We start from the raw sequence: 21,751 nt of genomic DNA, 5'->3' as shown, positions 1-21,751 counted from the left end.
GTTATTCTTCTAGTTTTTGACTTTGTTCAACTTCTTCGACAGTAGGCAATTTATCTTCCCCGATGGCTTTGGGATGGAAGATATAATAAATTCCCGAAAGCGCAACGAGAGCAGAAATAATATAAAATAACAATGTGATTAATACCGCATTGTGTGAGTCGACATGAAAGATACCAGCTCCCCACATAATCACAAGTTCACGCATGCCTAAACCTCCAACGGAAAAGGGGATGATTGAAACTAGTGAAGAGGCCAGGAATAAAAACAGGTAAGGGGAGAATTTGCCGCTAAAACCCAAAGCATAAAGTATGAGGATTGCTGCTATAACTTGCATCGACTGTACGCCGATGGCCTTTAAATACGCTTTTAAAAATGTTGATTTGTATTCCTTAAAGAACTTGGTGACGATAAAATAATAGAGAATGCTCCCTAAAATAAATAAAATAATGGTCAGATAGTTTGGAATTCCCAGCTGTGGCATATAGGTTACCAGTGCTGCAATGATAAGGCATAATGCCCATAAACCACTTAATCTGTCTAAAAATAGAGCCGTAAATAGTTTTCTTCCTTTAATATTAAATCGTTTCCTGAGGAAGAATATCTTGTACCCATCTCCGCCCACACCACCAGGTAAAATAAGGTTATAAAATAGGCCGAGTTGATACAATTTTAAATTATATCTTTCGGTGACATCCAGGCCGATCGCTTTTAAAAACGTCAATAAGCGCGAAGAGGAAATAAAAATAGAGATACTATACGCGACTAAAGCAAAGAATAGATAAAGTGGGTTGGAATGGATGATGGCTTCTTTTAGATCTTTTACTGATACCTTGCTGAATACCCAATATAAGGCGCCCACTGTAACAACAATCTTTGCTATATTTTTGGCTATTTTGAGCCCCTTCTTTCTATCCATATAAAGTTATGCGTTCAATCCTCTTGGCTGTAATTAGCGATTTGGCGAATCCAAAGTTAGAAACTTTGTGGAAATGTGCAATTGTGCTTAAGCAATCGTTGGGTAAATTCTTGAATACAATAATATCAAATACAAAATACCAAAGATAGTCGCGAGCGAAAATAGCCAATTTAGGTCAATTCTGTTATATTTGTGCTTGAGTACAGCAATCATTAATCCAATGATGATGCAAAATAATAAAATAGGCGCTACCAGGGCTATCTTATTCGTAAATGCAAGGCTTATCTGATCCAATTTGCTTTTTGCTTCCTGTCCTAAGAAAAGCGGATAAGTAGCAAAGGCCAATAAAATGACGAATAACCGCAGTAGAGTTTTTGCTATTATTTTGCTTATGGTATGATTTTTGGCTGTAATCTTCATGATTTGTGAATTAATTTACTCCAAAAATACAATTTGAAATTAAAATTTATACATATGAATCGATTCGTTTTATCATTAGCAACTGTTTTTGCTATCGTGACCTTATTTTCTTGTGGAGCACAAAAGCAAGGTACATCAACTGGAAGTCCTTCTTCCAATACGAGTGCAGCTTCTGGTCCAAGCGCTTCTGATTGGAAATCTGCCGTTAAAGGAACTTGGACATTGAATACAATCGATAGAGAAAATTTACCATCTTCATTCACAATTAAAAGTGTTTTTGAAGAAGCTCCTGCAGAATGTTTTGTAGGCAGTACATGGAATTTTATTGGAAATGGCAAGGGGTCAATTACCTTTAACGCTCAGGGAACTTTGTGCGCTCCAGGTGCATCACGCGAGATCTTTTGGTCTATCTATAATCCTGGAAAAGGTCTAGGGGAACCACAGTTTCAGTTTAAAAAAATCTATGCAGGCGACAAAGCAAAGAACGTAACGACTGGTTATCGCTTAGATTTATCTTATTCGGATGGGAATAAATTAGTTATGCGCATGCCATTGACAGTTGCTAATGGAGAGGCGTATTTAGTCTTTAATTTCACGCGTTCTAATTAATCGCAAAACGATAAAAGTAGAAAAACATTAAGCTATAGGATTTCCTATGGCTTTTTTTGTTTAAAATTTAATACTTTTACATTCCCAATTCATTATGATTATTTATGCCATAGCTGGGGGGATTCACAACATTTTGAAGCAGTGCATGCATAGAATCTTGTGGACGGATACGCTTATCGTAGATATGATGATGGGACAAATACCTGGTGATTCGTCGGGTATTGCATAATCTAGAGAGAAACATGGCTGAACAACACACCAAAACTGCTTTAATAACGGGTATAACAGGACAAGATGGTGCCTATCTAGCAGAATTCTTATTAAAAAAGGGATACAAAGTACACGGCTTAAAGCGTCGAAGTTCTTTATTTAATACGGATCGTATTGACCATCTTTATCAAGATCCTCATCTTGACAATAGAAATTTTACTTTGCATTTTGGCGATTTGACTGATTCAACCAATTTAATTCGTATTATACAAGAAACCCAACCAGATGAGATCTACAATCTTGCTGCTCAGTCTCACGTAAAAGTTAGTTTTGACACCCCAGAATATACTGCAAATGCAGATGGTATCGGTACATTACGTATTCTTGAAGCGGTGAGGCTATTGGGGATGATTGAGAAAACCCGGATTTATCAGGCCTCTACTTCTGAGCTTTATGGTTTGGTGCAAGCGGTTCCACAAAGTGAAACAACACCTTTTTATCCCCGAAGTCCTTATGCTGTAGCCAAAATGTATGGTTATTGGATTACTGTAAATTACCGCGAAGCCTATAAGATGTATGCCTGTAATGGTATTTTATTTAATCACGAGAGCCCGGTAAGGGGAGAAACCTTCGTGACACGTAAAATCACCAGAGCAGTTGCAAAGATAGCTCTTGGACTTCAGGATAAGCTATACCTCGGTAATCTGTCCGCGCAACGCGACTGGGGGCATGCGAAGGATTATGTGGAAGCGATGTGGTTGATTCTTCAGCAGGAAACACCCGAAGATTTTGTAATAGCAACAGGTGTGACCACTACCGTTAGAGAGTTTGTGCGGATGGCATTTGCTGAATTGGGTATTGAGATTGAATTTAGTGGAAAGGGAGAACAAGAAAAGGGTGTTATTATCGATATTGATGAAGAGCGTTTGCTGCAGTTGAATATCGATCAGTCAATGATTAAATTTGGTCAGACTGTTGTCAAAGTTGATCCTGCATATTATAGGCCGACTGAGGTCGACTTACTTATTGGTGATCCGACAAAAGCAAATACAAAACTTGGATGGCAGCCAAAATATGATCTCCAAATGCTGGTAACAGATATGGTACAATCTGATCTTCACTTGATGAGGAAGGAAGAATACTTGAAAAAAGGAGGATTTGAGACTTTAAATTATTTTGAATAAGTTACAATCTGTAGCAGAAAATAAAACTGGAATAATTTTTGTTTAAACATTCAATGGTATAGATCTATACTATGAATATGACAGTATATTATGATAAATTCAGACGTTGTTTCGAGTAAGAAAGAAGAAGAAAAAAAGAAAGATTCTTCGAAAATTTACTTCTTTATCATTGCGATAGCAGCATTACTTGCAACGAATATATATTTTTATGTTAAGTTTAAAACCAACGGTGAAAAGGTTTATACGCTTACAGTAGAAAAAGAGAATCTTCAGGTACAGATAGATCGTATTGAGGCTGAATTGGATAAAATTGATGTAGAAAATGTGCAATTGACTCCTGAGATGACGCTGCAAAAAGAGGATTCCAGAATGGAGATTGCGGTGCTTCGTAAGAAGCTCGAAAATAAAAGTATTACTCCCAAAGATATCGATGAAGCGCAACAGAAGATCAACCAGCTTAAAAAACAGGTTGATACCTATCGCGTAAATGTTCAAAGGCTGATTCAGGAAAATCAAATTTTATCCAAACAAAATCTCAACCTGAACGAATCTGTAGTCGAAAAGGAAAAGCAAATTACTTCATTGGTTACTTCAAATTCTGAATTGAAAGAGAAGGTTGCAACAGCTTCTGCCCTGAAAGTTTCAAGCATTAGTATGAATGGCCTTGAAGTCAAAAAAAATGGAAAGGAATTAGTTGAAGAACGTGCGAAGAAAATTGACAAGTTAAAAATCAGTTTTACCATTGCTGATAATCCTTTAGCAAAAAATGGAGAACGTGATATATATGTTAGAATTATCGACCCACAAGGAAATCTAGTCGTGCAGGACGATAATATTTTCTATGTACATGGCGAGAAATTACAGTATACATTTAAACATAATATTTTGTTTACCAACAAGGGGGAAGATTATATCATTTATTGGGCAGCAGAGCAGGGATTTTCTAAAGGTGCCTATACGGTATTGTTATATGAAGATAATGCAATCATGGGACGATCTACGATTGTATTGCGTTAAGAGGAGATAAACAAATAAACTAAAAGCTCTTTACATGATTGTAAAGAGCTTTTTTTGTGAAGTACAAATTCTTACTATATCGATCCGTAACCATAAGGGCATGGCTTTCAAGTAGCTTTAACGTATCAAAATCCATCAATACTGAGCTATAAGCTGGATATACTTGGTTTCTCCAATTTCTCTTATCTCTGTTGTGGCTAAATCACTATTAAGATTCTGCCTGCTGTAAGGGAAGCAGGATATGAAATGTCGTGCCTTCGCCTTCTACGGTCTCAAAATAGATCTGACCGTTACTGGCTTCGATTGTTTTCTTGACAAGTACCAATCCTAAGCCATTTCCCGAACTTTTTGTGGTGAAATTTATCTGGAAAATTTTATCCTGCATTTCCTTCGGAATTCCATACCCATTGTCTTTGACATCGATTTTAACAAAATTATCCGAGTAGCGTTCAATGGAAATTTCGATCTTCATGTTTTTTCGGCCATAGCCACCCTCGATAGCATTTTTTATTAAATTATTGAACGTCCGCAAGAGTTCATTACCATCCGCTTTTACAATCAATGTTTTATGATCAGCGTTATTGATGAGACGGATACTTACACTCGGCGTATTATTGTATAACGAAATAGACTTTGTTATTTTTTCAACGATATTGATATTCTCCATCATCGTATTTGGAAATTTTGCAAAATGCGAAAATTCGGATGCAATATGCGTTAGAGCATCGATTTGCTCGATAAATGAAATAGAGAATTTATTAAATCTGTCTGGAAATTTAGGATCATCATCTTTGTAAGATCTGCGTAGTTGCTGAATACCCAATTTCATTGGTGTCAATGGATTTTTAATTTCATGTGCTATCTGCTGAGCCATCTCACGCCAAGTGGATTCCCGCTCCGTATCTTTGATTTTATTGGCATAGTCTTCAAGCTTTATGATCATAAGGTTGTATTCTTTGATCAATGTACCTATTTCATCATTTCGCTGCCAAAATAACGGCTCATTGGGTTGTCCCAAGCGCAGCTGTGAAATTTTCTTACTGATGATGCTCAGTGGATTGGTGACACTGTTGGCAACAAACGTGGCATAAAACCCAAAGCCAATGATGATCAGCGAATAAATGTTTACTATGGTATTTAATAGAAGATTTTTATTGATATTTTCTTCTTTTTGAAGGGAGAAGTTTGGTATGCCAATATAAGCCAGGGTATTGTAATTTTTGTCCCTGATGGTGGCATAACTAGTTTCAAATTGGAAAGTACCTATCCGCTCATCTTCAATCGTCTCTGACTTTTTTAATATCGATAGATTCTTCAGTGCAGCGGGATTGATGAATGTAGAGAAAAGCTCCAAATCGTAAATTCTACGCTGTGAACTATAGAGCAACCTGCCTGATTTGGAATAAAGATTAAAGTCCTTGGAAATTGTTTCGGACAATGTCTTTAGAATGCTGATGAGTTGAGTTTCGGTGGAAATTTCATCCGTATATGTCAGCATATTTTCCATCCGTTTGCCAAGTTCAATTATAAAACGTTCTTTACTTGTTTTATTGTTGTTATAAAGTTGTTTATTGATACTGATATAAGAAATTACACCTGAAATAAGAATAGCGAGTATAACGGAGGAGATAATAGATGTCTGAATACGTGTAGAATATTGTATCTTATTCACAATTCTGTAGAACTGATACTTTAAATTTCGGAAAGTAAGCTTGGTGTTTTTAAGAAAAATATAGAGTGATTTTATGAAGTGGTACAGCATAAAAATCATAAAGAACACCAGGAATAGAAAAGATGTCGTTGCTAAATAGTCCCAAAAAGAAGGTTTTTGTTTACTGATAACATAGGTTGAAAATTTATTGGCGATGTAGGCCATGTGCAGGTATGCATCTTTGTCTAGGATCTCAATATATTCTCCAGGAGTACCTTTGAGACCTCTTAAATTGTTTTCATATGTATATTTTCCAAATTGTGTTATTAGAGAACCTGCTTTATAAAGGGCTATCGAATAGTCTCCTTTATTATAATACTGTGAGTTGTTGATCCGCATATCGGTAAGGATTTCGGGATAAGGGACCGTGTAACTGAAGTCTTTATTGGAGAGATTGATAATAACGTTGACGATTCTATTTTGGTCAATCGACACTGGAATGATAGAAAAGTATTCATGTGTACCGAGTTCTCCGCCGGCACGATAGAAGTTTTGAGTTACTTTTATCGACTTATTGATCACTTTTTCGCGATACTCATTGAGCTTATTCTGGCTTGCAGCATTCAGCGGATTATTGTTCTGATCATAATAATAGGCTTTGAATTCGTATTTGGAGAGATAGCCGCTAAAGTATTTTTTCTTAATGAAGTCGTTGATGCCCTCTGTGTTTGTGTAGGGTAGACTGATATTAAATAGATGCTTTAATTCTTGATCGTTTGCCAGGCTGCTTTCAATATCGGAGAATAACGACACAGCATTCACATCATCTTCGGACTGTAGGTTGCCCAACAATATCTTCATATCAATCAAGTTTCTTTCCTGGTAGAAACGAGCGTGCGTAATAGCACTTATGATTGCCCAAAGTATCAGTACCGCGATATAGTTTGTGAGTATATGCCGATTGAAATATTTCTCACCGAAAGATTTAATAAGAATAATTAGCGCGAGTAGTAAGTTGACAAGGCTATTTTTTTCTATATAAAAGGAAATGATCAAAATGACAAAGATGACGCATGCCAGTTGGATATTTAGTAACTGTGTTGGCTTTAACTCTAATTTTTTAAGAAAAAAGAGCACAAGGTCGATGTAAATACTTAAGGCCAAAATACCTATGCCGACAATGCCAAGATCGACCCAACTTAAGAAATGTAAATCGACCAGTTTTGTAAAATCAAAATAAATATTGTTGGAGTGCGTAATTAACGTTCCGGCGATATCGTATAATAGCCCGAACGACAGGTATATACTCAGAATAAATCCGATGGCTATGGGCACTCTAAAGAGCCGGATATTTTTTATTTTGTCAAAATTAAGCTCTTTGCGAATTGAATAGATAAATAGAATGAGCCATAATATTAAAATTGTGGTGGACATGACCGACCAGATGTTCGGGAAGAAACGATTATAGGCATAGTTGCGCGAGTCGAAAATTGAAAATGTCGCATTTTCAGATAGCAAATTCCATTTGAGATCGGCGAATTTGACCAAACTAAATATCGCCAACAGCAGTAGTATAGACCACCAGGCCCTGCCTGTTTTGGCCATATGAAGGCAAAGGCTATTGAAGAAGATCAACCATGCAATTAAAGCAAGTAACCAGCAGAAAAATTGCAAAATTGTGTAAGCATTTTCATGCTCTCCGTCTTTGAGCTTAACAGAAAAAAGGTAAGATCCCTCTTTACTGTAAATGTTTTTAATGGTTACCGTATCTGTATAGGAGGCAATATCAATATTTCTGGAGTCGAAGAAGTTTCTCCGCAGTGAACTGCTTAAATAGAGATTGTTGTTATTGGTATATCCTTTTACAATAATATAGGCGAGTATACTGATATTACCAATTGTTTTCTTTCTAACGACGTAAGAGCGGTTATCATCTTGGATAAAATTGGATTTTTCAGGAAATCCCTGATCAGTAATCGGTACAAATAGATGTGTGCTCCACATCTTCGGCTCGTGGTCCTTAAAAAGAAATAGATAGACATTTTCTTTGGTTTTGAATTTTTCAAAGGCCTGATAAACCGCGATTGGATACTGATCGTAGTTTTTGAAAGTTTTGAGCAAAAGAGAATCGTTGAAAATACGGTCTACTTTTTTCTCTTGCTGAGCGATATAGTTATTTAGTGATTTTGTATCAATGTCTAATATTTCCTTATTGGTAACAGATTCTTTGATGGTGATAGCTGTTCCTATAAAGCATAGCGTTAAGATAAGTAAGAGTAGTCGAATTTTTATACCAGAATTCACGTTCATCAATTTACATTATTGTAAATATAAAAAAAAGTCCTTGCTTTCTTAGGGCAAGGACTTTTATATTATTTTTCTACATGACCTCCTTTGATTGGTCAGAGAGAATTTTTGCACTATTTTCGCTGCTTTGTAAGCTATTGAAAACACGAAAGGTATCGAATACCAATAATTAAACGTGAGGCTCTTCTTGTCTGAAGATTTTAGCAGTCAAGTACTCACGGTTTAAGCGAGCAATGTTTGTTAATTTGATACCTACAGGACATTCAGCTTCACAAGCACCAGTATTGGTACAGTTACCGAAACCTTCAGCATCCATTTGATCTACCATTGCCTGTGCACGTTCGTAACGTTCAGTTTGCCCTTGAGGTAACAAAGCAAATTGAGATACCTTTGCCGATACGAATAACATTGCAGAAGCATTTTTACATGCTGCAACACAAGCACCACAACCGATACATGTTGCTGATTCGAAAGCTTCGTCAGCAATACGTTTAGGAATAGGAATAACGTTTGCATCAGGAACACCACCTGTATTGATATTCACATATCCACCTGCTTGTTGGATACGGTCAAATGCGGTACGGTCAACCGCAAGGTCTTTCAATACTGGGAATGCCGCAGCTCTCCAAGGTTCAATCACGATAGTTTGTCCATCATGGAAGCTACGCATGTGCAATTGACAGGTTGTAGTACCTTCTTTAGGACCGTGAGGGCGACCATTGATTACTAATGAACACATCCCACAGATACCTTCACGACAATCGTGATCGAAATATACTGGATCTTCTCCTTTACGAGTCAATTCTTCATTGACAATATCAAGCATCTCTAAGAAAGACATATCATCAGCGATATCGTTTGCCTGATAAGTTACAAATTGACCTTTATCTTTATCATTTTTTTGACGCCAAACTTTCAGCGTTAAATTCATATGTTGTGCCATGATAATTTTCCTTCTTATTTATAACTTCTTTGTGTTAACTGAACGTTCTCGAATACCAAGTCTTCCTTGTGTAATTCCTCAGGTACATTGTCTCCTTTGTATTCCCAAGCAGATACATAGGCGAATTCATCATCGTTACGTTTTGCTTCACCTTCTTCAGTTTGGCTTTCCAAACGGAAGTGACCACCACAAGACTCAGCGCGTTGTAAGGCATCAACAACCATTAATTCACCCAATTCTAAGAAGTCAGCTACGCGACCAGCTTTTTCTAACGAAAGATTTAATTCTTCGTTCTCTCCTAGAACTCTAACATTTGTCCAGAATTCTTTTTTCAACTCTTGGATCAAACCTTGTGCTTTTTGTAGTCCTTCAGCTGTACGAGCCATACCACAATACTCCCACATAATGAGACCTAATTTTTTGTGGATATCATCAACAGTTTGTGTACCGTTTAAAGACAACAATTTGTTGATTTTCTCTTCAACTTCCTTACGTGTAGATTCGAAAGCAGGATGGCTGTGATCTACTGGTGCAAATGAACCTAATTTTGCTAAGTAATCTCCAACAGTGTAAGGAATGACGAAGTAACCGTCGGCAAGACCTTGCATTAATGCCGATGCACCTAAGCGGTTTGCACCGTGATCAGAGAAGTTACACTCACCCAAAGCATATAAGCCAGGGATTGTTGTCATCAAGTTGTAATCAACCCAAACACCACCCATTGTGTAGTGTACAGCTGGGTAGATACGCATTGGTTGTTTGTAAGGGTTCTCGTCAGTGATTTGATAATACATGTCAAATAAGTTACCATATTTAGCACGTACAGCGTCCTCTCCTAGACGGCCGATAGCTTCTTTGAAATCCAAGAATACCGCGAAACCAGTTTTACCGACACCACGACCATCATCGACAGCTTCTTTCGCATTACGAGAGGCCACATCGCGTGGTACCAAGTTACCGAATGAAGGATATTTACGCTCCAAGAAATAATCTCTGTCTTCCTCTTTGATATCATTGGCTTTGATCTCACCTTTGCGCAATCTTTCAGCCATCTCCTGAGTTTTAGGAACCCACACACGGCCGTCATTACGTAAAGACTCTGACATCAATGTTAACTTCGATTGGTGATCGCCAGTTACAGGGATACAAGTTGGGTGAATCTGTGTATAACAAGGGTTAGCGAAGTAAGCGCCACGTTTGTGTGCTCTCCAAGCAGCTGTAACATTACAACCCATCGCATTTGTAGACAAGAAAAATACGTTACCGTAACCACCTGTACACATCAATACTGCGTGTGCAGCATGCGTTTCTATTTTACCTGAAACCAGGTCACGAGTGACGATACCTTTAGCATGACCATCGATCATAACAAGGTCTAACATCTCATGACGCGTATAGGATTTTACTTTCCCTTTTTTTATCTGGCGGTTCAATGCTGAATAAGCACCTAACAATAATTGTTGTCCAGTTTGACCACGGGCATAGAATGTACGGCTTACTTGCGCGCCACCGAAAGAGCGGTTATCTAATAAACCTCCATATTCACGTGCAAATGGAACACCTTGAGCGACACATTGGTCGATGATATTAACAGATACCTCTGCCAAACGGTAAACGTTGGCCTCACGGGAGCGGTAATCACCACCTTTGATTGTATCGTAGAATAAACGGAAAACAGAGTCTCCATCGTTTTGGTAACTCTTTGCTGCATTGATACCACCTTGTGCTGCAATAGAGTGTGCACGACGTGGTGAATCTTGATAACAGAATGTAATTACATTGTATCCTAACTCGGCTAATGACGCTGCTGCAGATGCACCAGCAAGTCCTGTACCAACAACAATAACTGTAAATTTACGTTTGTTAGCAGGGTTAACCAGCTTCAGATTAAATTTATGATTTGACCACTTTTGGGCTAATGGGCCCGCTGGTACTTTTGAATCTAACATATCTCTTAATTTTATATTGATCGATAGAGCCGGAGCTTTATCTTAAAAGATTCTGAATTATTTAAAGAAGAAAAACAATGGCATTATTGCAAAGCCAATTGGAATTAATACCCCAAATACCCAAACACCGATTGCTCTGACAATTCCAATATATCTTCTGTGGTTAAAACCTAAAGTTTGGAATGCAGATTGGAAACCGTGAATTAAGTGGAACGCCAAAGCTGCCATCGCAATAACATACAAAGCTACCAATGCAACATTTTTGAAAGCAAAGTCAACTTGCTTGTACAAATCTCTTGCTTTTACGATTTGAACATTGTTTTCTACCGTTTCTTGGTAGTCATGAAATTCAGATGCTTGAAGTTCTCTCGCTGTGGTTTGCCCTGTTGCCAAATCAGTACGGTATTCGATGTACGGCACTTCATCATTGTGAAACTTCCACCAAAAATTAGACATGTGTGTCGCTAAGAATACTAAAATGACAGTACCTAAGATACCCATGTTGCGTGAATTCCACTTGCTGTTTGCTTGACCATCATATTTGGCATAACCAATAGGACGGGCGGCCTTGTTTTTCATCGACAATGTAATAGCATAGATGACGTGAACAATTACCGAAGCATACAATAAGTAAGAAACAACTTTGATTGGTGTAAAGTGAGTCATAAAATAGGCGTACTTGTTGAACGCTAGACCCGCATCATCTTTAAATAATTGCAAGTTACCAACCAAGTGAACAACTAGGAATAAACATAGGAAGATTCCTGTTAAGCTCATGATTAGCTTCTTCCCAATCGAAGAACTGAAAACTGGCTTTGATTTACTCATTATCCTTGTAATTTAATTTTAATTAGGCAAATCTACTATTTGCTATTAAATATGATACCATTTTGACAAGAAAAAGCAATAATTTAGAACGGTTCTAAAGTTTATTCAAATAAAAAGTCCGTTTTGAAAAAAAACGGACTTTCGAACGGTATAGAAACGCAGCTTAACCTGCTATAGAATACTAAATAATCTGTAGCCTAAACCGATACTCCACATATTGATTTTTGGATTAGCCTGACTCTCATTGTTGACTTTATTTAAGCCCATTTCATAACGGAGATCTATGCGCAAACTGGAAACATCAGCACCTACACCAAATGCCCATGAAGTACCACTCTTTTTATAGTTATTTGGATTTAATTGATCAATGAATTTAGCCTGCTTGTCATCTACATTAAATGAAAATATTGGACCAGTTTGAATCCGTGCGCCAATCGGTCCCAAACCAAAACGTTTACCCAATAAAACGGGAACATCAATACTGGTGAATTTAACATTAGTGGTAGTTGTCGAGCCATTTTCATCCTTTCCATTAACAGTCGTGTTTTTACCTGTTAAATATAACTCAGGTTGAATATGGAAACCTAATACACCAACACGGCCATAAAGGCCCGCTTGGTAGCCAGCTTTCGTGTCAGAATTGAAATATTTGCCATCGCTTTTAAGCTTTGAGAAGTTTAACCCTCCCTTAACACCCACCTCAAATCCAGGTAGAAGCTGCGCCTGTGCCGTTGCTACGCTACCACAAATCAAAAGTAATGCTGGTAAAATCTTTTTCATAATCTTTTATTTATGTATATATTGTATCTTTAAAGAAACTTTTACAGTTCAGTAAAGATATACAAATTTTATACCTAAATCTTAGTTATGCTGAAAATTAACGAAGAACAATGGCAAGTAGCCAAAGAAAAACTCCGTCGCAAGTACAATCATTTAAGTGACGAAGATTTAGCTTTTCAAGCAGGAGAAGAAGATAAGTTGATCAGTAGGTTGTCTTTGCGTTTGCGGCGGAAGCCTTCCTATATTTTATTTACAATAGGTAAAGAGATTCAGGATATCAGTAGCAATAGATTATGAGTAATACCATTAGCTGGAGCGATTTTGAGAAGGTGGATTTGAGGGTAGCAACAATTTTGGATGCGCAGGATTTTCCAAAAGCGAAGAAACCGGCCTATCAATTGAAACTCGATTTTGGTGATAAGATAGGTATACTGCAAAGCAGTGCCCAGATTACGGTACACTACAGCAAAGAAGAACTGATCGGAAAACAAGTCGTTGCAGTCGTGAATTTCCCCAAAAAACAGATCGCTAATTTTTTTTCGGAATGCTTGGTGACCGGTTTTCCAGATGAAAATGGGGATATTGTTTTGACTTCTGTTGATAAAAAATTACCAAATGGATCTAAACTTAGCTAAGTTTGTGTCATGACATTTCTAGATTTTGAAGGAACACAACTGATCGATAGCGATGAATCTTTTATGCGTATGGCATTGAACGAAGCAAAGATGGCATATGAAGAGGGAGAAGTGCCTATTGGAGCAGTTATTGTTCATCGCGGGCGCGTAATAGGGAGGGGGCATAATTTGACACAACGATTGAATGATGTGACAGCTCACGCAGAGATGCAGGCATTTACAGCAGCTGCGAATTATCTTGGTGGTAAATACCTGGATGAATGTACTTTATATGTCACCATAGAGCCTTGTATTATGTGTGCTGGAGCAGCTTATTGGACACACATCGGGAAAATAGTGTATGGAGCAAAAGACGAAAAGCGCGGTTATTCACATTTTCATGATAAAATATTGCATCCCAAAACGGTAATTTCACACGGTGTTTTGCAAGCAGAATGCGCTGATTTGGTAAAATCATTTTTTCGTCAAAAACGGTAGTAAGATATTGAATTTATTGTAACACATAAAAACATAACGTTATATATTGTGTTATATTTGTATATATAAACAAAGTAATAATCATTTAAATTAAAATAGATATGGCATTTGAATTAGAAGCGTTACCATACGCAGCCGACGCATTGGAACCACATATTGATAAGACTACAATGGAAATCCACCATGACAGACACCATCAGGCCTATGTGGATAATTTAAATAAAGCAATCGCAGGCACAGACGCAGAGAATCTATCATTATTGGATATCATCAAAAATGTAAGTAAATATTCTGCAGCTGTACGTAACAACGGCGGTGGCCATTATAACCACTCTTTGTTTTGGAAAGTTCTGGGTCCAAACGCTGGCGGAGCTCCAACGGGTGAATTAGCTGAAGCAATCGATGCTACTTTTGGTTCATTTGATGAGTTGAAAAAACAACTTCAAGCTGCTGGAGCCACTCGCTTTGGATCTGGTTGGGCTTGGTTAATCGTTGATGCTGATGGAAAATTAGCGGTAACTTCTACACCAAATCAGGATAATCCATTGATGGATGTTGCTGAAGTGAAAGGTACACCAATTCTAGGTATTGACGTTTGGGAGCACGCTTATTATTTGAAATTTCAAAACAAGCGTCCAGCGTATCTGGAAGAAATTTTTAATGTGATCAATTGGGATGCCGTAGCGCAGAACTATGCCGCATCAAAATAAAACTTCATTTGATAATAAAATCAGAAAAGCGACAATTCAATTTATTGTCGCTTTTTTTCTGAAAGTTTCCCGCGGTATTAGCTATGAAGAATCTTCAGTTCGCTCTACTTGCTGTTTGTATCTAAGGTATCGCGAAGATTTATTTCAGTAAACTGAGTCTATTTTACATATTATTTGGATTTGTGCAGCATTGCTGATAAAACTAGTACGACATCTATCGTGTACAAACAAATAGACAACTATGCATATGAAAAATTTTCTTATAATTTTTGTGGCACTTGTTACCTTTACATCCTGTCAGGGGCAGAAACCGCAGACCAAGCAAGAGGACTTCTCTAAATTGCCATTAAAAAATGCGGCTAAGCTGGATACAGCGACATTTGCCGCGGGCTGTTTTTGGTGTACCGAAGCACAATTTAAAGAACTGAAAGGTGTTGTAAATGTTGTGTCAGGATATACCGGAGGATGGACCAAGAATCCGACATATGCCCAAGTTTGTAGCGGGAGCACCGGGCATGCCGAAGCAACTCATATTATTTTTGATCCCAATCTGATCAGTTACGATAAGCTATTAGAGGCATTTTTTGTAGCACACGATCCTACTGAACTTAATCGACAAGGAAACGACGTTGGTACGCAATATCGGTCAGCTATATTTGTGCATACTAAAGAACAGCTTGACAAGACCCGGTATTATCTTTCGGCTTTGGAAAAAGAAAAGGTTTTTAATAAACCTATTGTAACCGAAGTAGTTCCGGCAACGATATTTTATCCGGCAGAAGACTATCATCAAGATTATTACCGCTTAAATGGAAAGGAACCTTACTGTCAATTGGTCATTAAACCGAAATTGGAAAAATTTAAACGTATCTTTTCCAAGGTGGTAAAAGAGGGACAGTAACTTTGGGTATTCATAATATTTAAGGTAATTTTACGCTATTAGCGCTATTTAGTGTCAAGTCAATAAGTTGAAATCATGTTCTTTCATACCAAATAATAGGTTGGATAGACTTCATGATTAATAAATAGTGTTTTTGATTGAATAATAAATACTTGTAATATGTCTAAAGGATTTTTTACAGTTCCTGTTCCTACCAATGAACCGGTGTATACTTACGCTGTCGGAACAAAAGAACGCAAATTGTTGAAAGCAGCAATTGATGAGGCACGTTCAAAACAGATCGATATCCCAATGTATATTGGCGGTAAAGAAATCACTACTTCTAAAAAAGTAACAATAGCTCCTCCACATGACCATCAACATATTTTAGGTCAATACAACCAAGGTGATAAATCTCACGTAACAGACGCAATCAATGCCGCTTTAACAGCAAAAAAAGATTGGGAAAATCTTGCATGGGAAGATCGTGCGGCGATTTTCTTAAAAGCTGCTGAATTGATTTCAGGAAAATACCGTTATGAGCTGAATGCTGCGACGATGTTGGGGCAATCTAAAAACCCCTATCAGGCAGAAATCGACTCAGCATGTGAAATCACTGACTTTTTGCGCTTTAATGTGCAATACATGACTGAGATCTATAAGCAACAACCTCCTATTTCAGGAAAAGGTGTTTGGAACCGTGTGGAACAACGCCCTCTGGAGGGGTTCGTATTTGCATTAACCCCATTTAATTTTACAGCTATCGCAGGTAATTTACCTTCATGTGTCGCCATGATGGGAAATGTCGTGGTATGGAAACCATCCAATACACAGATCTATTCGGCGAATGTACTAATGAAGATCTTCCGTGAAGCCGGACTTCCCGATGGAGTTATTAACTTGGTATACGTTTCTGGTCCTGATGCAGGTGATGTGATTTTCCAACACCCTGATTTTGCAGGTATTCACTTCACAGGTTCAACAGGAGTATTCCAGGATATCTGGAAAACGATTGGTAATAATATTCACCGATATAAAACGTATCCACGTATTGTTGGTGAGACAGGTGGTAAGGATTTTATCGTTGTTCATCCCTCGGCAGATCTGAAAGTTGCTAATACGGCATTGGTTCGTGGCGCCTTTGAATACCAAGGTCAAAAATGTTCAGCAGCATCACGTGCCTATATTCCTAAATCATTGTGGCCTGCATTGAAAGAATCTATGACGAACGATGTGAAGTCATTTACAATCGGTGGAACAGAAGATTTTACAAACTTTATCAATGCTGTTATTGATGAGAAATCATTTGATAAATTGGCAAAATATATCGATAGAGCTAAAGAATCTACTGATGCAGAAATTGTAGTCGGTGGTACTTACGATAAATCTAAGGGCTATTTCATTCATCCAACAATTATTGAAGCTTCAAAGCCAGATTACGAGACCATGGTTGAAGAGTTGTTCGGGCCAGTTTTGACTATATATGTTTACGAGGATGCTCAGTTTGAAGAAACATTAGCTATCGTCGACAAAACTTCCATTTATGCTCTGACAGGTTCCATTATTGCACAGGACCGTTATGCTATCAATTTAGCGACAGATAAATTAAGACATGCTGCGGGTAACTTCTATGTGAATGACAAATGTACTGGTGCTGTCGTAGGTCAACAGCCTTTTGGTGGTGCTAGAGGTTCTGGTACAAATGACAAAGCCGGGTCAATGATCAACTTGCTTCGTTGGGTGTCTCCACGTACAATCAAAGAGACATTTAATCCGGATACAGATTATAAATATCCTTTCTTGGAAAAAGGAGAATAAGGAAGCGAAGCTACCTTGATAAATGGAAAAGAACGCTTAAAGCGTCCTTTTCTATTTTTAAAAGAATTTCACTTCTCTACGCACATTTATTCTATTTGCATAGGATTAATTTTTATTATAGCATTAGGCGCGTTCAGCGAATTTTTTAGTGCGTTTGATTGTGAACATAATAGTATTCGATTTCTTGTAGCTTTACGGACTCAGTCTTTGAACTTTTTAACCTTGTGGCAAGGTTAAAAATAGGTCCTATAAAAAAGTAGCCATCCTATACAGAATGGCTACCTACATTATACTAATTTTTACAGCAACTAGTCTTCGTTTTCCTCGACGTTAAGCATAGGATCTTCTCCTGTTACTTCGGCGCGGATTTTTCCCTCAAGTTCATCCATTAAATCAGGATTGTCGAATAACAAGGATTTGACAGCATCCCGGCCTTGTCCTAGTTTCGTGTCACCATAGCTAAACCAAGAACCTGCCTTTTTTATGATGCCGTATTCAACACCTAAATCGATGATTTCACCGACCTTAGAGATACCTTCACCAAAAATGATATCAAATTCTGCGATACGGAATGGAGGGGCTACTTTATTTTTTACGATCTTAACTTTTACGCGGTTACCCGATACTTCATCAGAGTCTTTGATTTGTGATGTACGACGGATATCTAAACGAACAGAAGAATAGAATTTAAGTGCGTTACCACCCGTTGTCGTTTCTGGGTTCCCAAACATTACACCAATTTTTTCACGCAACTGGTTAATGAAAATACAACAGCAGTTTGTTTTTGAAATTGTACCCGTCAGCTTACGTAAAGCTTGGGACATTAAACGAGCTTGAAGTCCCATCTTAGAGTCACCCATCTCACCTTCGATTTCGCCTTTTGGTACCAAAGCTGCAACGGAGTCAATAACAATAACGTCGATTGCTCCAGAACGGATTAGGTTATCCGCAATTTCTAAACCTTGTTCACCGTTATCTGGTTGAGAAATCAATAAATTCTCCACATCTACGCCTAATTTTTGAGCGTAGTATTTATCAAAAGCATGTTCAGCATCGATGATAGCTGCAATACCGCCTTTTTTCTGTGCTTCGGCAACAATGTGTGTTGCTAAAGTAGTTTTACCTGAAGATTCTGGTCCATATATTTCAATGATACGGCCTTTTGGTACACCACCTATCCCTAAGGCGATATCCAAACCAAGAGATCCTGTAGAAATAGCCTCGATAGGCTCAACAGCAGTATCTCCTAATTTCATAATTGAACCTTTTCCAAAGTTCTTCTCTAATTTATCTAACGTCAGCTGTAACGCTTTTAGTTTATCTGTGTTGCTCATATTTTTAGTATATATTTCTCAAAATTAAAAATTAAAAATCATAAACCAACTATTATTCACTAAAAAAATTAGCTTTTTATTTCTAGCTTATCCGAAACACTTTTGATACGATGATTTTTTTCGAAATATTTGCACATATAAGTGATCGGGCATTTCTCGCAGCGTGGTTTTCGGGCTAGACAGATGTATCGTCCATGTAAAATTAGCCAATGATGCGCAATCGCAATCGTATCTTTAGGCAAGTTTTTCACCAACTGTTTTTCTACGGCCAACGGCGTTGTGGCGCGATAGGTTAGGCCTAAACGATTTGCTACACGAAAAACATGTGTGTCTACGGCCATCGCTGGATTATGGTAGACGACAGAAGAAATGACGTTAGCAGTTTTTCGACCAACGCCCGGAAGTTTCACAAGATCCTCGATTTTTTCCGGCACCTTATTGTCGAACTGCTCAAGCAGCATTTTAGCCATGCCGACAAGGTGTTTAGCTTTGTTATTCGGATAGCTTACCGATCGTATATAGCTAAATACTTCTTCTACGCTAGAAGCTGCCAAACTATGTGCATCGGGATAGCGCTCAAACAATTTGGGCGTAACCTGATTGATCCTTTTATCTGTACACTGTGCAGATAAAATAACCGCAACAAGTAATTCAAATGCATTACCATAATTGAGTTCTGTCTGTGCATCAGGACTATTTTTGGAGAAATAATCTACGAAAGCCTTGTATCGTTCTTGTTTTAACATTGCTTCAAAACTAGCCAAAATTTCCATCAAAAAAGAAATTTTGGAATGCATTACATGGGGAATAATCTACCCTTAGATTGCAAGGTGCAAAAAAACTGTCGCTGGTTTAGACCAATTGTTACTAGCGATGTAAGTTTAAAAAAGAAAGGCCTAATCTCGAGATTAGGCCTTTCTTTTTTCCAGTTGTTTAGAATATGCGAGGATATTCTTAATACATCTTTTGCTTGGATGAAGCAACATTTTTGGTAATTGAAGTTTCAATTCATTTTCAATGTCCTCGTCTGTCATTACCTTTTCATTTTGGGTGATCAAATTTTGAACTTCGTTTTCTGATTGGGTAAAATTTTCTACCATAAGCATCTTGTGTTTTGTCTCTGTAAGTTAAATAATTAAACGGACAAAAGATGGTTTTGGTATAAAAAACGAGAAAATATTTATTTTTTCTTTCTATTGGTATATTCCTCTGCTTTAATGATGGCATTATAGGCATTGACAATACCTCCAGTGACGGATATATCGGCTAAGCGAACCGTTTTTGTTGCATCTTCACCAACTTTCACGCGTACCAGTTGGTCTGGCTTTTCCACAGATTCCATAATAATCTTTTTGGTCTCCACAGCACTTAAAGTTGGATAATAAGAACGGATCATTGCGGCTAAACCGGCAACAACGGGAGCAGCCATACTAGTACCCTGTTCTTCTTTATACTTCGAATCCGGTATGGTTGAATTGATGCGCACACCAGGTGCAAAAACATCGACAGTTTTTTTGCCATAATTGGAAAAATCCGCAAGAAGTTCGTTGTCCAGGTGGAGGCCAGTTGCACCTACTGTGATCCAAGCATTGGCAACTCCGGTTGTATCCCCTTTTGCATCAGTATAATATTTCATCGGAAAATTAGGCTCAATATCGTTATCTTCACTGTCATTCCCTGCGGCATGGATCATCAATACATCTTTTGATTCAGCATATTTGATTGCATCATCTACCGTCTGTTTATTATAGGTGTAACCCTTTCCGAAGCTCATATTAATTACTTTTGCGCCGTTGTCTGTTGCATAGCGAATCGCATTTGCCACATCTTTATCGCGCTCATCACCATCAGGGACAAGTCTAACGGTGAGTATCTTAACATTGTCTGCTACTCCGTTAATACCAATGTTGTTATTACGTTTTGCACCAATAATTCCCGCCACATGGCTTCCATGTAATGCGTCTGGCCCTTTCACATCGGCATTACCATAGTATCGCTCCGAAGCATCTTCGTAATCATCACCAACGATAGGTCGAGAATTGTACGTTTTATTTAAATGGTAATCTACCTGGTTATTGAAATATTTTGCGCCTTCGGTAATATCATCGAAAAATTTGGCAAAACCACCATTTTGTATTTCATCTTTTGCATAGCCAAGTGCAATCCGTTGGGTGCTCGAGGTTGCTTTAAAATTGTCTATATCTTCTTGCGTGATGTCTTCGGGTTTCTTGCCGATTTCACGCACGACAGCATCTATATTGCGTTTAAGCGCGTCATATGAAAACTGTCCCATTTTCGCTTCTTCGAGTTTGTTTTTATATTCAGCAGTCATCTTTCGATAGTTGGCGAAGGCTTTTCGGCCTACGTCATTGAGCTCAGATGCAGCTGTGATGTTAGCAAATTTTTGATCCAATGCCTTAAGCAGCCTTGTCAATTCCAAGTTGTCAAACTGAACATTCTTTCCATCAGCGTTTCCAATAAAATTCCAGCCGTATTTATCGTTGATATAACCATTGCCATCATTGTCCACACCATTGGCGAGAGTATCTTTGGTATTGATCCACACCACATCTTTGAGATCCTCATGATGAATATCCACCCCACCATCCAGTACACCAACAATGACTGGGATAGATTTTTTCCCTTTCAACAAAGTTTTATATGTTTTTTCGGTACTGATTCCCATAACCCCATCCGTTTTATAATCCAGATTGAACCAATTTGCTGGAATGGTATCCGACTGCCCGAAAGAAAAGAGGGGTAAAGCGCCTAAAGTAATGAGATATAGTGATTTCTTTAAATTCATATGCAAATAATTATTGATAAGGTGTCTGCACTCATTTTTTTCAATGAAGCTATGACACCATGATAAGCTATTCTGTTTATATTAAATTTTCTTCCTGCGCATGTTCTTCCTACGCAGGTAAGTGCAACAACACCCGACTGAAGTAGGATAGCAAAGATAATGCTAATGGCTCTTCTGAAACTGTTAATTTTTATTAAAAGTGCCTATAATCTATCCCTTCACGCCGAACTGTTGAAGAAATATCTTAAATTCAACCCATTTATAAACAAATTCTGTT

Annotated in this window: 20 protein-coding genes; 9 read left to right on the top strand and 11 right to left on the bottom strand. The window is 37.9% G+C overall.

Features of this window, described 5'->3' with window-relative positions:
• Position 1: 1 nt before the first annotated feature.
• Complete coding sequence (locus B3139_RS16720) at positions 2–916, bottom strand: lysylphosphatidylglycerol synthase transmembrane domain-containing protein (RefSeq protein WP_293884690.1); 915 nt, start codon at positions 914–916, stop codon at positions 2–4.
• 87 nt (positions 917–1,003) lie between these two features.
• Positions 1,004–1,336, bottom strand: coding sequence for a hypothetical protein (locus B3139_RS16715; RefSeq protein ID WP_293884689.1), 333 nt, complete (start codon positions 1,334–1,336; stop codon positions 1,004–1,006).
• A 54-nt stretch (positions 1,337–1,390) separates the two neighbouring features.
• Between B3139_RS16715 and B3139_RS16710 the strand changes: the two genes are divergently transcribed.
• From B3139_RS16710 to B3139_RS16700, 3 genes are all read left to right on the top strand, one after another.
• Positions 1,391–1,945 (top strand): lipocalin family protein, encoded by a 555-nt coding sequence (locus B3139_RS16710; RefSeq protein ID WP_293884688.1) that lies wholly within the window; start codon positions 1,391–1,393, stop codon positions 1,943–1,945.
• Between the two features lie 242 nt (positions 1,946–2,187).
• Positions 2,188–3,339, top strand: a complete 1,152-nt coding sequence (gene gmd, locus B3139_RS16705; protein WP_209577742.1) for a GDP-mannose 4,6-dehydratase — start codon at positions 2,188–2,190, stop codon at positions 3,337–3,339.
• Between the two features lie 90 nt (positions 3,340–3,429).
• Positions 3,430–4,356, top strand: coding sequence for a hypothetical protein (locus B3139_RS16700; protein WP_293884687.1), 927 nt, complete (start codon positions 3,430–3,432; stop codon positions 4,354–4,356).
• 208 nt (positions 4,357–4,564) lie between these two features.
• Here B3139_RS16700 and B3139_RS16695 read toward each other — a convergent pair whose 3' ends face one another.
• The 5 genes from B3139_RS16695 to B3139_RS16675 form a co-directional block, all read right to left on the bottom strand.
• Positions 4,565–8,317: an ATP-binding protein gene (locus B3139_RS16695; protein ID WP_293884686.1), complete on the bottom strand. Its 3,753-nt coding sequence runs from the start codon at positions 8,315–8,317 to the stop codon at positions 4,565–4,567.
• A 166-nt stretch (positions 8,318–8,483) separates the two neighbouring features.
• Entirely contained in the window at positions 8,484–9,257 is a 774-nt protein-coding gene (locus B3139_RS16690) for a succinate dehydrogenase/fumarate reductase iron-sulfur subunit (protein ID WP_293884685.1), read from the bottom strand.
• 14 nt (positions 9,258–9,271) lie between these two features.
• Entirely contained in the window at positions 9,272–11,206 is a 1,935-nt protein-coding gene (locus B3139_RS16685; protein WP_293884684.1) for a fumarate reductase/succinate dehydrogenase flavoprotein subunit, read from the bottom strand.
• A 57-nt stretch (positions 11,207–11,263) separates the two neighbouring features.
• Positions 11,264–12,034 carry a succinate dehydrogenase cytochrome b subunit gene (locus B3139_RS16680; RefSeq protein WP_209577750.1) on the bottom strand — a complete coding sequence of 257 codons (771 nt, stop codon included), beginning with the start codon at positions 12,032–12,034 and terminating at the stop codon, positions 11,264–11,266.
• Between the two features lie 171 nt (positions 12,035–12,205).
• The gene (locus B3139_RS16675) at positions 12,206–12,814 is read right to left on the bottom strand and encodes a porin family protein (protein WP_293884683.1); all 609 of its coding nucleotides are present in this window, start codon (positions 12,812–12,814) and stop codon (positions 12,206–12,208) included.
• Positions 12,815–12,901: 87 nt separating this feature from the next.
• On the opposite strand from B3139_RS16675, the gene B3139_RS16670 reads away from it, so the two are divergent.
• The 6 genes from B3139_RS16670 to pruA all read left to right on the top strand — a co-directional run bounded on the left by B3139_RS16670 (position 12,902) and on the right by pruA (position 17,334).
• Complete coding sequence (locus B3139_RS16670) at positions 12,902–13,111, top strand: hypothetical protein (protein ID WP_293884682.1); 210 nt, start codon at positions 12,902–12,904, stop codon at positions 13,109–13,111.
• Positions 13,108–13,449: a tRNA-binding protein gene (locus tag B3139_RS16665; protein ID WP_293884681.1), complete on the top strand. Its 342-nt coding sequence runs from the start codon at positions 13,108–13,110 to the stop codon at positions 13,447–13,449. The genes B3139_RS16670 and B3139_RS16665 overlap by 4 nt, the downstream gene beginning before the upstream one ends.
• A 9-nt stretch (positions 13,450–13,458) precedes the next feature.
• Positions 13,459–13,926 carry a nucleoside deaminase gene (locus B3139_RS16660; protein ID WP_293884680.1) on the top strand — a complete coding sequence of 156 codons (468 nt, stop codon included), beginning with the start codon at positions 13,459–13,461 and terminating at the stop codon, positions 13,924–13,926.
• A 101-nt stretch (positions 13,927–14,027) separates the two neighbouring features.
• Complete coding sequence (locus B3139_RS16655; protein ID WP_293884679.1) at positions 14,028–14,636, top strand: superoxide dismutase; 609 nt, start codon at positions 14,028–14,030, stop codon at positions 14,634–14,636.
• Between the two features lie 247 nt (positions 14,637–14,883).
• Positions 14,884–15,537, top strand: coding sequence for a peptide-methionine (S)-S-oxide reductase MsrA (gene msrA / locus B3139_RS16650; RefSeq protein ID WP_293884678.1), 654 nt, complete (start codon positions 14,884–14,886; stop codon positions 15,535–15,537).
• 159 nt (positions 15,538–15,696) lie between these two features.
• Positions 15,697–17,334, top strand: a complete 1,638-nt coding sequence (gene pruA / locus B3139_RS16645; RefSeq protein ID WP_293884677.1) for an L-glutamate gamma-semialdehyde dehydrogenase — start codon at positions 15,697–15,699, stop codon at positions 17,332–17,334.
• A gap of 308 nt (positions 17,335–17,642) precedes the next feature.
• Here pruA and recA read toward each other — a convergent pair whose 3' ends face one another.
• From recA to B3139_RS16625, 4 genes are all read right to left on the bottom strand, one after another.
• Positions 17,643–18,668 carry a recombinase RecA gene (recA, locus tag B3139_RS16640; RefSeq protein WP_209577765.1) on the bottom strand — a complete coding sequence of 342 codons (1,026 nt, stop codon included), beginning with the start codon at positions 18,666–18,668 and terminating at the stop codon, positions 17,643–17,645.
• A 68-nt stretch (positions 18,669–18,736) separates the two neighbouring features.
• A complete protein-coding gene (nth, locus tag B3139_RS16635; protein WP_293884705.1) occupies positions 18,737–19,414 on the bottom strand; it encodes an endonuclease III in 678 nt (225 codons plus the stop codon).
• Between the two features lie 162 nt (positions 19,415–19,576).
• Positions 19,577–19,768, bottom strand: a complete 192-nt coding sequence (locus tag B3139_RS16630) for a hypothetical protein (protein WP_209577767.1) — start codon at positions 19,766–19,768, stop codon at positions 19,577–19,579.
• A gap of 80 nt (positions 19,769–19,848) precedes the next feature.
• Positions 19,849–21,474 carry a S8 family serine peptidase gene (locus B3139_RS16625; RefSeq protein WP_293884676.1) on the bottom strand — a complete coding sequence of 542 codons (1,626 nt, stop codon included), beginning with the start codon at positions 21,472–21,474 and terminating at the stop codon, positions 19,849–19,851.
• Positions 21,475–21,751 lie beyond the last annotated feature (277 nt).

Source organism: Sphingobacterium sp. UBA1498 (assembly GCF_002325125.1).
Taxonomy (GTDB): Bacteria; Bacteroidota; Bacteroidia; order Sphingobacteriales; family Sphingobacteriaceae; genus Sphingobacterium.
Note: the sequence above shows the minus strand (reverse complement) of the source record. Positions and strands in the feature narration are given on the sequence as shown.